Genomic DNA, 13177 nt, shown 5'->3' with positions numbered 1-13177 from the left:
ACCTTCACGTGCCGCGCGGTTTGGCCCGCGCCGTGGCCTCGGCCACCAACGGATCATCCGGCCAATAGTGCTTCGGATAACGTCCCTTCAAATCCTTCTTCACCTCGGCATAGGTGCTGCGCCAGAAGTTGGCCAGATCCTGCGTCACCTGCACCGGCCGCCGCGCCGGGGACAACAGGTGCAGCTTGACCACTTGCCGGCCGCCGGCAATGCGTGGTGTCTCGGCCAGGCCGAACAACTCCTGCAGGCGCACCGCGAGAATCGGTGGCTGCTCGCTGTAGTCCAGACGAATCGACGAGCCCGACGGCACACTGATGTGATGCGGCGCCAGCTCGTCCAGCCGTTGCGGCAACGGCCACGGCAGCAGATTGCGGACGATGCTCGACAGGTCCAGATTGGCGAAATGGCTGAGCCGCGAGACTTTGCCCAAATAAGGCATTAACCAATGCTCGAGGGTGTTCAGCAACGTCGCGTCGCCGACATCCGGCCACTGGCTGTCAGTCTGTGCCGCCAGATCCAGTTGCCGCAGCAGCGCGACCCGTGCCTGCCACTGGCGCAGCTCCGGCGTCCACGGCAGCAACTCCAGACCTTTGCGCCGCACCAGATTGACCAGCGCCTGACTGCGCGCCGCTTCGTCGAGACCGGTCAACGGTTCGCGGCTGAGGATCAGTTCGCCAACCTTGCGCTGGCGCTCGGCGCGCAGCACGCCTTCGCGCTCGTCCCAATCCAGTTGATCGACGCCACTGACCTGCTCGGCCAACACTGAATCGAACAGCGCCGGATCGAAATCCGCCGCCAGATAAATCCGTTCCTCGCGCTGACCCTGACGGCTGCCGAGGTCGGCAATGACAATCCACGGCTCCTTCATCAGGCTGTCGGCTTCGGCGAACAGTGCTGCGCGACCATTGGCCAGACGATATTCCGCACCACCGGCGCGGCGCTGCTGAGCGACGCGATCCGGATAGGCCAGCGCCAGCAGCGCACCGAGCCAGCGCGGGTGATCGGGATCGCTGACCGGCGCGCTCGCCTTGCCGCGCAGATAACCCCGATATTGTCGCGCCAGTTGCCGCGCTCGCTGCACGCCCCCCTGAGCACCGCGCGATGCGCGCTCCTCGCCAGAGAGCAGGACCAATCGGCTGTGCAAATCCGCACCGGCTCCGCGCAGGATATCGCGCTCGCCGAGCAGCGCCGCAACGTCGCACGCCATGTTCGCCAGCCCCAGCGCCTGGCCGCGCAGCAACAGATGGGCGATGCGCGGATGCGCCGGCAGTTCAGCCATGGCCTGACCATGCGCGGTCAGCGTTTCGCCTTCGAGCGCGCCGAGGCGCTGCAACAGATCCTGCGCCTGGGCATAAGCCGCCGCCGGTGGCACATCGAGCCAGACCAGTTCGCCTGGGGTCACGCCCCAGCGTCCGAGCTGGAGGGCCAGGCTCGCCAGATCCGCTGAAAGAATTTCCGCACTGCCGTAAGCGGCTAGTTGTTCGTGCTGATCCTGCGACCACAAGCGATAACACACACCCGGTTCCAGACGCCCCGCCCGGCCCGCGCGCTGGGTGGCGCTGGCCTTGGAAATACGCTGGGTGTCGAGTCGGGTCATGCCGCTGCCAGGGTCAAAACGCGGCACCCGCGCCAACCCGGCGTCGATCACCACGCGCACGCCGTTAATGGTCAAACTGGTCTCGGCGATGTTGGTCGCCAGCACCACTTTGCGCTGGCCGGCGGGAGCCGGATCGATCGCGGCGCGCTGGGCATTCAGATCCAGTTCGCCGTGCAGCGGGCAGAGCAACACATCGCTGCGCTCGCCAATGGCATCGCTCAATTGCTGATGCACGCGACGGATTTCCGCCTGCCCCGGAAGGAACACCAGCAGGCTGCCGGTTTCATCGTGCAAGGCTTCGAGGACGGTCTGGGTCACGCGCTGATCGATGTATTCGCCGGGCTGGAATGGCCGGCCCCAACGCATCGCCACCGGGTACATGCGCCCTTCGCTGCGCAGGATCGGCGCGTCATCCAGCAACCCGGCCAGACGTTCGCCTTCCAGCGTGGCCGACATCAGCAGAATCTTCAGCGGCTGTTCAGCTCGGAACAGTTCACGACCGTTCAAACTGAGCGCCAATGCCAGATCGGCATCGAGGCTGCGCTCGTGGAATTCGTCGAAAATCAGCAGGCCCACGCCTTCCAGCGCCGGATCGTCCTGCAGGCGCCGGGTGAGAATGCCTTCGGTGACCACCTCGATACGGGTGTTGGGGCCGACCTTGCTGTCGAGGCGGATGCGATAACCGACGGTTTCACCGACCTTCTCGCCCAGTTCGCTGGCCAGTCGTTCAGCCGCCGCACGCGCCGCCAGACGGCGCGGTTCGAGCATAAGGATGGTCTGCCCGGCCAGCCAGGCTTCATCGAGCAAGGCCAAGGGCACGCGGGTGGTTTTACCGGCGCCGGGCGGTGCTTCGAGCACGGCTTCGTGGCGTGTCGCCAACGCTTCACGCAGGGCGGGTAAAACTTCATCGATCGGCAAAGAAATCATGCTGGCTCCCCAGGGCGTGTCCACCGTAAATTGCGAGTCGCGTTAAAGCTGTGAGCGTGCCAGGCAAGGCGCGGGACGCAGGTAAGGGTCGTTTCCTTGCCAAGTCCCGCAACGCAGCATGGCGTGCTCACAGCTTTAGCCCGTAGGGCCGAACCCCGACAGGATTCATCAGCCTTCACGCGGTGTCGATCTGGAGAAAACAACTTCAATCCTCAACATATTTCGGTAGGGGTGAGACGAGGCCGCAATTTACTGTGGGCATGCCCTGCCAGCCGCGAGTATAACGGCGAACTGCCGGGCGTTTGTCAGGGTCTTAATTTCCAATGACGACGCTTCGTTTTCAAATGACTCAGGAGATTTTCCATGCGCTTACCTTCTCGCCTGATCGGCGGTGTACTGGTCGCCACCCTGCTCACTCAACTCACCGCCTGCGGTTCGATTTTCTACCCGGACCGGCGCGGTCAGATTGACGGCAAGATCGACCCGGCAATTGCCGTGCTCGACGCCGTGGGCCTGCTGTTCTACGTCATCCCCGGCCTGATCGCATTCGCGGTCGACTTCACCACCGGCGCGATCTATTTCGAACCGGGCCACACCGCCCAGGTCGATCCGGCCAAACTGAAACAAGCCATTGGCCCGGACGGTCAGGTCGATAACCTCAAGTTGCAGGCTATTCTCGAAACTGAACTGGGCCGCAACCTGCCACTGGACGATCCACGTCTGATCCAGCACAAGGGCAGTACTCAACAATTGGCGATGTTTGGCCTGCAACCTGCCGCATAAGGAAATCGCACTCACATGACCACCAGCCCCGAACACGCCCGCCTGCTGAGGCTGGCGACCCGCGCCTCGGTCGCGGTGGCCTGCACGCTGATTATCGCCAAAGCCATCGCCTGGTGGCTCAGCGGTTCGGTGAGCATGCTCGCCGGCCTCACCGACTCGGCGCTGGATGGCGTCACCTCGCTGCTCAATCTGCTGGCAGTGCATTACGCGCTGCGCCCGGCCGATGACGATCACCGTTACGGCCACGGCAAGGCCGAGTCGCTGGCGGGCATGGCGCAGGCGCTGTTCATCGGTGGCAGTGCGGTGTTGATTGCCTTTCAGGCTTACGAACGCATCCAGCAACCGGAGCCGCTGGGCGCACCGTGGCTGAGCATCGGCGTGATCGTGTTTTCCCTGCTACTGACCGCCGCGTTGCTGACACTGCAACATCGCGTGATCAAGCAGACCGGCTCCAACGCGGTGCGCGCCGACTCGCTGCACTACCGCTCGGACATGCTGCTCAACGGCAGCATTCTGATCGCGCTGATCCTCGCCGGGATGGGCTTTCATCAGCTCGATGCATGGTTCGGTTTGGGAATTGCCGGGTACATTTTGTGGAGTGCGATCCAGATCGCCCGGGAAAGTTTTTCGGTGCTGATGGATGAAGAGCTGCCGACGGACGTCAGTCAGCACATGCTCGAACTGGCCTGCGGCGTCCCCGGCGTGCTGGGCGCGCATGATCTGCGCACGCGGATTTCGGGCAATCACTGGTTCGTGCAGTTGCATCTGGAGTTGCCGGGAGAACTGACGCTGTCAGTCGCTCACGGCATCAGCGATCAGGCGGCGGATGCGATTCACGCCGCCTACCCGCGAGCCGAGGTGCTGGTGCACGCCGACCCGCAGGAAGTGGTCAAGACCGAACGGGCGCAAACCCGGATTCAGTAAGACACCTGATAACCGCGACTGCTCAGGCAATTGCCCTGAGCCTGACGGTAGGCCTGCACCACTTCTGGCGCCGGTTGATAGGTCGCGGTACGCGGATCGAAACCGCTTTGCTGCACCGCGTATTGGTAGCACTGGTAACCGTCCTGCTGGACCTGTTCCGGCGACTGACCGTTAGCGGGATAAGCCTCGACGTCATAACCCTGGGATTGCGGCTGCGGCTGCGGCGGTTGTTGCACCGGCGGCTCGACCACTACGTAATCCTGGGTGGATTGCTCATACGCATAGTAGGAGCCGGCAGCGAGGAACAGCAGCGCACCGCCGATCCACACTTCACGCGCATAGTCCGGCAGATACTGGGTCCGAATCCCTCGAGGCGGTTGCACGACGATGTAGCGCGGGCCTTGCGGGCGATACCAGTAGCCGCCGGAGTAGAAGTAATCCTGACCGCGATACGGCACACGGTATTCGCGATCCGGGAAACGATCGATCACATGCCCCGGGCGGTACTGCGGGCCTGGGCCCCAGCCATTGCCATGCCCGTCCGGGCGGCCCGGCCAGCGATTGTCATTGGGCCGGTTGCCGGTTTGCCATTGCTGGTTGTGGTAACCATTCTGCGGACGCTCGTCGCGGTAGTAACCCTGGCGCGGTTCCTGGGTCTGACGCACGGCGTCGGGCCGTGGCTGGATCGGCAGATTGTTCGCCGGTGGCGGTGGCGCCTGATGAACCGGAGCAGGCGGGGTGGGCGCGCGGTTCTGGTTCTGCCATTGACCGTTATTATTGTGCTGCTGGCCGTTGTGCTCGAACTGGCGACTGTTGTCGCCTCGAATGATTTCGTTGTTCTGCGGCCGCGGCTGATTTTGCGGCGGCGGGTTGTTCTGCCCGTGGGGCTGATGTTCGCCGCCATGCCCCTGATTGCCCTGATGTTCACCACCGTGCCCGTTATTCTCGGGGCCACGGTTCTGTGGATCGTCGGCAAGCGCTTGCGCACTGACACTCACACACAGCAAACCAACACCGGCCAGACGCCAGATGCGCGACTTCATGCTTTTCCTCACTGCGGGTAATAAGGGGGCTTGTAACTAAGACCGGGAATACACACACCGGGTTCTGCGACAGGTTATCAGTCACGAAACTTATTTATTGAGGATGGCGGCGCTGCAAGGCACAAAAATCGCAGGCAAGAAAAAAGGGAGACCCGTCGGTCTCCCTTCTAGAGAACTTCGTCCTGGCTCGACGCTTTTGACGTCGGCTCACCTCACGCCGTCTTCTGGACAGTGTGCAGCTCGGGGGCCGGCACATCCCCGGTGGGGGTGGCGGCCGCGGCGGGCCTGATTGGGCGGGCCGCAGTGGACTGTGTTACCGAGCAGTGATTCTGGTGATAAGAATAGGCCGCGAGCCGCGACAGAGGATTGCGAAGATTGCTCAAATAAACATCACTTGCGCAATTTTTAACCCTGGATAGATAATCCTCCGCAATAGTTACAACCAAGGACAGATTCATGAGCAAACTCGACCGTTACGACCTGAGCATTTTGGCGGAATTGCAGCGCGACGCCCGCATCTCCAACCAGGAACTGGCCGAGCGCATCGGTCTGTCGCCCTCCCCTTGCTCACGCCGGGTCAAACAACTGGAGGACGACGGCTACATCTCCCGCCAGGTCGCCCTGCTCGATCGCAAGATGCTCGGCCTGAGCCTGACCGCCTACGTGCTGATCGGCATGGACCGGCACACGCCGGAGCGTTTCGAGAACTTCGAAGCGGCAATCCGCACGCTGCCGCAGGTGCTGGAATGCAGCCTGGTGACGGGCGTCGATGCCGACTATCAGTTGAAAGTAGTGGTGCCGGACATGGATCACTATCAGAAGCTGCTGCTGGGGCACCTGACCCGGATTGAGGGCGTGACCAGCGTGCGCTCAAGCTTTGTGCTGAATCAGGTGCTCAACAGCACTGAATTGCCACTGACGCACCTGCGCAGCTGAAACCGCCTTCGCGAGCAAGCCCGCTCCCACAATTGATCTTCGTCGAGCTCACAATTCGTGTACCACCGAATCACCTGTGGGAGCGGGCTTGCTCGCGAAGGGGCCGGTACAGGCACCCCATAACTGCGGCACACCGACGCAGGTCAATGCGGCTATTGCCACCCTCGGCGTATAATCGCCGAGCCCTTTCAGCCGCGCCTGCGCCGGAGATGCCCGATGGATCCTGCAGTATTCGAAGAGTGGATGATGACTGGCCTGGTCAGCATCCTGATCATTTTCATGGGTTTCATCGTCTGGGATCTGGCGAAGAAGTCCAAGGCCGGGCGTTTCGGCTCGTTCATTCTGTTCTTCGTACTGGGCCTGGGCGTGGCCGCGTTCATCATCAAGAGCGTGGTGATCGGCCTGATCGAATCCGGCGCGCTATAGACGCGCCGGCACTTCTTTCCATTGGCCCTGATCGAGCCCTTCGATTGTCCAGTCGCCAATCCTGACCCGCACCAACCGCAACGTCGGCAGCCCGACCGCTGCGGTCATCCGCCGAACCTGACGGTTACGCCCTTCGCGAATCACCAGCTCCAGCCAGGTTGTCGGAATCGTCGCGCGAAAGCGTACCGGCGGATTGCGTGGCCACAGCTCGGGCTCATCCAGTTGCCGCGCTTCGGCGGGCAAGGTCATGCCGTCATTCAGTTCGACACCGTCACGCAGACGCTGCAACTGCTCAGCCGTCGGCACGCCTTCGACCTGCACCCAATAGGTTTTCGCCAGCTTGTGCTTCGGATCGGCAATCCGCGCCTGCAACTGGCCGTCATTGGTCAGCAGCAGCAAACCTTCGCTGTCGCGGTCCAGCCGTCCGGCCGGGTAGATGCCCGGAACGTCGATGTAATCCTTGAGCGTCGCTCGCCCTTCGCCATCGCTGAATTGCGTCAGCACATCGAACGGTTTGTTGAACAGGATCAGCTTCGGCTCGGCCGGCGGCGCCTTGGCGACACGACGCGGGGCTGAAGGGGACGGCTTCGCGCCGGGGCGGCGGGAAGGTGGACGTTGGGGACGGGACATGGCGAAAAGAACATCTAACGGTCGGGGCTGACAATGCTAGTGCCCCGACCGCCAAATGACCACGACTAACCGTTAACGGAACGGCGGCTCGTCGAAGCTGCGCAGTTTGCGCGAGTGCAGCGAGTTGAGTTCGGTGCGCAGCAGATCCACCGCTTCAATGCCGATCTTCAAGTGCTGGCTGACCGCACGTTCGTAGAACGCGTTGGCCGAGCCCGGCAGCTTGATCTCACTGTGCAGCGGTTTGTCCGAGACACACAGCAACGTGCCGTATGGCACTCGCAGGCGATAACCCTGGGCGGCGATGGTGCCGCTTTCCATGTCCACGGCCACGGCGCGAGACAGGTTGATCAGCGGACGCTCCTGAGCCCAGCGCAGCTCCCAGTTGCGGTCGTCGTAGGTCAGCACGGTGCCGGTGCGCAGGCGTTTTTTCAGCTCCTCACCTTTTTCGCCGGTGATGTTGGCCGCAGCTTGTTGCAGCGCCAGCTGCACTTCGGCCAGTGCCGGAATCGGAATGTTCGGCGGCACAACGCGGTCGAGGATCCCGTCACGACGCATGTAGGCGTGAGCCAGTACATAGTCGCCGATGGTCTGCGACTGACGCAGGCCCCCGCAGTGGCCGATCATCAACCAGCAATGCGGACGCAGCACCGCCAGGTGGTCAGTGATGTTCTTGGCGTTGGACGGGCCGACGCCGATGTTGACCAGGGTCACGCCATGGCCATCGCTGGCGATCAGGTGATAGGCCGGCATCTGGTAACGGTGCCAGACCACGCCGGCGGCAATCGCCGAGGCTTCGCCGTGATCCATGCCCTTCTCGATGATCACGTTGCCCGGCAGGACCATGCGCACGAAACGCGGGTCTTTGCGCAGTTGTTCCAGGCCATGGACGATGAACTGGTCGACGTAGCGGTGGTAGTTGGTCAACAGGATCCACGGCTGCACATGGCGCCAGTCGCTGCCGGTGTAGTGCACCAGGCGGCGCAGGGAAAAATCGACCCGCGCGGCGTCGAACAGCGCCAGCGGCAGCGGATCGGTGTTTTCCCAGTCGTAGAGGCCGTCAGCGATGCCATCGGTGGCAGCAGACAGGTCGGTACTCGGAAACACCCGCGCCAGCACGGCAGCGGTGACGCCGGAGCCGGCCAGTTCATCGCCCTGCTCGACCACATACGGGTACGGAATGTTCTGCTGGCTGACGCCGACTTCCACGGTCACGGTGAAGTCGTGCATCAACGGCACCAGTTGTTCCAGCAGGTATTTGCGGAACGCCTTGGGGTGGGTGACGGTGACGCTGTAGGTGCCCGGCAGTTGCACCTTGGCGTAGGCGCGGGTGGTCTGCGGGACTTCGCCTTGGCACAGGTAGGTCAGACGCAGTTCGGGATAACGAAACAGAGCGCGCTGCGCAGCGTCAGGCTCGACGCGATCCTTGAGGTAACGCTTGAGCGCCGAGTTCAGCGCAGTGGTGGCCCGCTCGTGCAGCTCGGCCAGACGGTCCACGGCTTGTTCGGCGGTTTGAACGACAATAAACGCTTCGGTCACGATCAGCTTCCTGTGTTCTGACTTGCAGAGCTTCATCTTGCCTGCATCGCGGTCTCACGGGAACAGTGGCGTTGTGGCTGTACCTCAATCTTCAGAATAAAGAAGATCCCTGTGGGAGCGAGCCTGCTCGCGAAAGCGTAGTGTCAGCCACCAACCATTTGACTGATACACCGCTTTCGCGAGCAAGCCCGCTCCCACAAGGGGATTTGTGGAAGGTCAGAAACCTTGCGGCGTCGAGCGCGCGACGATGGCTTCGACATCCAGCCCCCGCGGCAATGCGCCATAGACCCGGCCGCCGCCGCTCAGGCGACTGGCAATAAATGCATCACTGACCGCCGAATTCCCCGCCTCCAGCAGCAGTTTGGCCTGCAGCCCCAACGCAATATCCTCGGTCAACTGCCGCGCGCGGTACTGAATATCGCTGGTGTCCTTGAACTGCGCCTGCAACTGCTGGATATGCGCGGCCAGACGCTTGTCGCCATGACCGTCACCCAATTCGCTGAACAACACATCGAGTACACCCGGCTCCCTCGAGAGTGCGCGCAACACGTCCAGGCACTGCACGTTGCCCGAGCCTTCCCATGTCGAATTGACCGGCGCCTCGCGATACAGGCGCGGCAGGATGCTCTCCTCGACATACCCGGCACCGCCCATGCATTCGGCAGCCTCGTTGATCATTGCCGGCGCACGCTTGCAGATCCAGTATTTGCCCACCGCCGTCACCAGTCGGGCGAATTGCGCTTCGTGACGATCATCCAGATGATCCAGCGCCTGGCCCATGCGCAGGCTCAGGGCCAGCGCGGCTTCGCTTTCCAGCGCCAGATCGGCCAGCACGTTCTGCATCAACGGTTGCTCGCTGAGCAGTTTGCCACCGACCTTGCGGTGCGCGCAGTGGTGGCTGGCCTGGGTCAGCGCCTGACGCATCAGCGAGCTGGAGCCGACCATGCAATCGAAACGGGTCATCGCCACCATCTCGATGATCGTCGGCACGCCACGCCCCTCTTCACCGATCATCCACGCCAGGGCGCCACGGAATTCCACTTCGCTGGAGGCGTTGGACTGGTTGCCGAGCTTGTTTTTCAGACGCTGGATGTAGAACTGATTGCGTGTGTCGTCCGGACGATGACGTGGCAGCAGGAAGCAGGTCAGGCCCTTGTCGGTCTGCGCCAGCGTCAGGAACGCATCGCACATCGGCGCCGAGCAGAACCACTTGTGCCCGACCAGTTCATAGGCCTGGCCCGGCCCACTGGCACCGACCGGATAAGCCCTGGTGGTGTTGGCCCGCACATCGGTGCCGCCCTGCTTCTCGGTCATCGCCATGCCGATGGTCACGCCGGCCTTGTGCGCCATGCCGACGTTGCGCGGGTCATATTCGGTGGCGAGGATTTTCGGCAGCCACTGTTCGGCCAGATCCGGCTGCAAGCGCATCGCCGGGACGCTGGCAAAGGTCATGGTCAACGGGCAACCGCTACCGGCTTCGGCCTGGCTGTGCAGATAGCTCATGGAGGCGCGGGCAACATGCGCGCCGTCCTGCGGCCGGGTCCATGGCGATGAGGTCAGGCCATGTTCGATCGCTGTGCGCATCAGCTCGTGATAGGCCGGATGAAACTCCACCAGATCGATACGATGACCGTAGCGATCATGGCTGACGAACACCGGTTTGTTCTGATTGGCGAGGAACCCGGCTTCCATCAGTGGCCCGCCGGCCAGCGCACCGTAGGCATCGATCCGCGACTCGGCCCAACCGGCGCCGAAACGCCGCGACCACTCCTGCAGCGGCAGGTCGATGCGGTACAGGTTGGCACCGTCCAGCGACGGTGGCTGGTTGGTGACTTCGTGTGTTTCGGCGAACTGATGCAGGTTCATGACGGGGCTCCTTTGGTCAGCCAAGGAATCCAGTTAAGCACCGCCCCGTGGCTGATCAAAGTGTCATATGCGCCGAACTGTCGGCGCTTTCACCCTATCAGGCGCTGAGCACTCGACGCTCCAGTGCGGTCTGCAGGTCTTCGAATTTCACCGGTTTGTTCAGGTAATCGATGCGCGTACCGGGCGCGCATTGCTCGCGATCCGTGCCCAGCGCCAGCATGAACACCGGCAGATTGGCGCAGCCGGGCAACGCATGAATCTGGCAGCACAACGACGCCCCTTCATGGCTGGGCAGCTGGCAATCGATCAGCACCGCGTCGAAGGTTTCCCGTTGCAGGCAATCGACTGCCGCCGCGCCGTTGTCAGCCGTGCGCACGCGGAAACCGAGCTTGAGCAGCATGCCGCGCATCACCAGTTGATTGACGCTGTTGTCATCCACCAGCAACACCGTGCAGTCCTGCGGCGCACGAATGCGGTCATGCAGCGGGCTCGGCGCCGCCTCGACCATCGGCAGTTCGAATTCGACATCCAGCTGAAAGCGGCTGCCGCGCCCGGGCTCGGAGCGATGGGTGAGCTTGCCGCCGAGCAGCTCGACCAGTTGCCGACAGATCGCCAGCCCCACGCCCAGCCCGCCGTATTCGCGAGTCATCGAGCCGTCGAGCTGGAAGAAACGCTGATACATCGTCGCCTCGCCCAGATCGGTGAAGCCGATGCCGGTGTCGATCACCGCAAACGACAGCGCCAAGCGGTTGTCCGCCGCCGGTTTGCCGGTCACCCGCAGGGCCAGGCCGCCAACCCGGGTGAACTTGATCGCATTGTCCAACAGGCACTCCAGGCACTGCGCCAGCTTGGCACTGTCGCCATGCAGGCGATCGGGCAAGGTCGGCAGCACCTCGACCTTGAAATCCAGCGACTTGCTCGCGGCGTTGCCGTCGAACTGCACACGCAAGGCCTCGACCACCGCACGCAGGCTGAAGCTGCCCGGTGTCGCCTTAAGCTTGCCGGCCTGCAGTTCGGTGAGGGTCAGGATGCCGTTGACCATGCGCATCATGTCCCGGGCGGAACCGGCGGCGGTTTGCTGATATTGCTCCAGCTCAGGTTCCAGCTCGACGGTCTGCATCAACTCCAGCGAACCGATCACGCCGTTCATCGGCGTGCGCAATTCATGAGTCAGGGTCGCGAGGAATTCGTCCTTGAGCTTGTTGCTGTGGGCCAGTTGCTGGTTGAGCACTTCGAGTTTCTGCCCGGCGTCGAACAGCGTTTGTGCCTGCTGCTCGCGCATCGCGTTGATGCGATCGGCCAGCGCCAGCGACAGCAATGCCACTTCAATCGCCGAGCCGATCTGGCTGGCGTACATGGTCAGGAACACGTTCGGCAGCAAGCCCAGCACCATCAGCGTGTTGACGATGCCGCCGAGCAAAAACGCCGACCAGGCAATGATGAAATAACGCGCCACGCGCAGGCCACGCCACCAGGCGAGGATCCCGGCAGCGAAGATCACCACGGTGAAGGTCAGCGCCAGTATTGTCGCCAGACGCAGCGACAACGCGTAGCTGGTCATCAGCGACAGGCCGACCACCAGCGCGCCGAACGCAATCAGCGCAATCAGCAAGCGGTCGAGCCAACGGCTGTGGGTTTTGGTCTGCAGGAAACTGCGGGCGAACTGGCTGCCGAACAGGCCGGCACAACCGATGAAAAACGGTGTGGCGGCGTTGGCCCACCACGGATTGTCCGGCCAGAAATACTCGACCGCCGCGCCGTTCACCGACAGTTGATAGAGGCCGAACGAGGCGATGTAGAAAATGTAATAGAGGTAGCTGGTGTCGCGCACGCTCAGGTAGATGAACAGGTTGTAGACCAGCATCCCCAGCAGCACGCCATAAATGATCCCCAGCACATACAGGCGCACCGGCTGGTCTTCGAGGTACGCGGTGCTCGACCACAACGTCACCGGCGCCTGGATCGAGCCTTCACTGGCCAGCCGCAGGTACAGGGTCTGCTGCTGGTCGGGGGTGAAGCTGAGGTCGAACAGGTAGTTGTTCTGACGGATCTCGCGACTGGCGAATGGCAAGGCGTCGCCGGTCTGCCGGATCAGGCGATAGTCACCGTTGGCGTCGGCCCTGTACAAATCAAGATGATCGAGCGGCGGGTACGCCAGCTCCAGCAGCCAGGTGCGCTGCGCGGCCGGGTTGTTCGGACGGTAATGCAGGTCGATCTTCAGCCAGAACGCCGAACGTGAGTAACCGGCATTGAGCGTGGCTTTATCGTGGGGTTTGAAATTGCCCGCCGCCGCTTGGGCGCGGACGTCGGCGATGCTCGCCTGACCGCTCGGGTCTTCGAACACCTGCAAGGAGCGACCCAGGGGAAGGCTCTGGGTATTTTCGTCGAACTCGACGGCGCTTGCGAAGAGGGGCAAGCAGAACAGCAACATCAGCAAATAGCGCATTGAAGCCCCAGCGTGGCTCGTCCGGTTGTGTCAGGAAGCCCCCCCATTCCCTTTGAGTAGACG

10 protein-coding genes are annotated in these 13177 nt (G+C 62.7%); 4 read left to right on the top strand and 6 right to left on the bottom strand.

The window, feature by feature from the left end:
* Nucleotides 1-4: 4 nt before the first annotated feature.
* Nucleotides 5-2524, bottom strand: coding sequence for an ATP-dependent helicase HrpB (gene hrpB / locus U862_RS0101170; RefSeq protein ID WP_025108719.1), 2520 nt, complete (start codon nucleotides 2522-2524; stop codon nucleotides 5-7).
* Between the two features lie 363 nt (nucleotides 2525-2887).
* On the opposite strand from hrpB, the gene U862_RS0101165 reads away from it, so the two are divergent.
* Both U862_RS0101165 and U862_RS0101160 read left to right on the top strand, forming a co-directional pair.
* Nucleotides 2888-3307 (top strand): hypothetical protein, encoded by a 420-nt coding sequence (locus tag U862_RS0101165; RefSeq protein ID WP_025108718.1) that lies wholly within the window; start codon nucleotides 2888-2890, stop codon nucleotides 3305-3307.
* A gap of 15 nt (nucleotides 3308-3322) precedes the next feature.
* Nucleotides 3323-4231 carry a cation diffusion facilitator family transporter gene (locus tag U862_RS0101160; RefSeq protein ID WP_003228494.1) on the top strand — a complete coding sequence of 303 codons (909 nt, stop codon included), beginning with the start codon at nucleotides 3323-3325 and terminating at the stop codon, nucleotides 4229-4231.
* Here U862_RS0101160 and U862_RS0101155 read toward each other — a convergent pair.
* A complete protein-coding gene (locus tag U862_RS0101155) occupies nucleotides 4225-5274 on the bottom strand; it encodes a DUF6515 family protein (protein WP_025108717.1) in 1050 nt (349 codons plus the stop codon). The two genes, U862_RS0101160 and U862_RS0101155, sit on opposite strands and share 7 nt — an antisense overlap.
* Before the next feature lie 456 nt (nucleotides 5275-5730).
* On the opposite strand from U862_RS0101155, the gene U862_RS0101150 reads away from it, so the two are divergent.
* Nucleotides 5731-6210 carry an Lrp/AsnC family transcriptional regulator gene (locus U862_RS0101150; RefSeq protein ID WP_007909658.1) on the top strand — a complete coding sequence of 160 codons (480 nt, stop codon included), beginning with the start codon at nucleotides 5731-5733 and terminating at the stop codon, nucleotides 6208-6210.
* A gap of 216 nt (nucleotides 6211-6426) precedes the next feature.
* Complete coding sequence (locus U862_RS0101145; protein ID WP_003228500.1) at nucleotides 6427-6636, top strand: DUF2788 domain-containing protein; 210 nt, start codon at nucleotides 6427-6429, stop codon at nucleotides 6634-6636.
* Here U862_RS0101145 and U862_RS0101140 read toward each other — a convergent pair.
* From U862_RS0101140 to U862_RS0101125, 4 genes are all read right to left on the bottom strand, one after another.
* Nucleotides 6631-7266 (bottom strand): pseudouridine synthase, encoded by a 636-nt coding sequence (locus U862_RS0101140; RefSeq protein WP_025108716.1) that lies wholly within the window; start codon nucleotides 7264-7266, stop codon nucleotides 6631-6633. The two genes, U862_RS0101145 and U862_RS0101140, sit on opposite strands and share 6 nt — an antisense overlap.
* 72 nt (nucleotides 7267-7338) lie before the next feature.
* Nucleotides 7339-8838: an AMP nucleosidase gene (gene amn, locus U862_RS0101135; RefSeq protein ID WP_177327301.1), complete on the bottom strand. Its 1500-nt coding sequence runs from the start codon at nucleotides 8836-8838 to the stop codon at nucleotides 7339-7341.
* A gap of 180 nt (nucleotides 8839-9018) precedes the next feature.
* On the bottom strand, nucleotides 9019-10668 hold the full coding sequence (locus U862_RS0101130; protein WP_025108714.1) for an acyl-CoA dehydrogenase family protein: 1650 nt from the start codon (nucleotides 10666-10668) through the stop codon (nucleotides 9019-9021).
* Nucleotides 10669-10765: 97 nt separating this feature from the next.
* A complete protein-coding gene (locus U862_RS0101125; RefSeq protein WP_025108713.1) occupies nucleotides 10766-13114 on the bottom strand; it encodes a hybrid sensor histidine kinase/response regulator in 2349 nt (782 codons plus the stop codon).
* Nucleotides 13115-13177: the final 63 nt, after the last annotated feature.

Origin of the sequence: Pseudomonas sp. H1h (assembly GCF_000633255.1) — a bacterium.
Taxonomy (GTDB): Bacteria; Pseudomonadota; Gammaproteobacteria; order Pseudomonadales; family Pseudomonadaceae; genus Aquipseudomonas.
The sequence above is the reverse complement of the archived record's forward strand: the minus strand, read 5'-3'. Positions and strand labels throughout refer to the sequence as shown.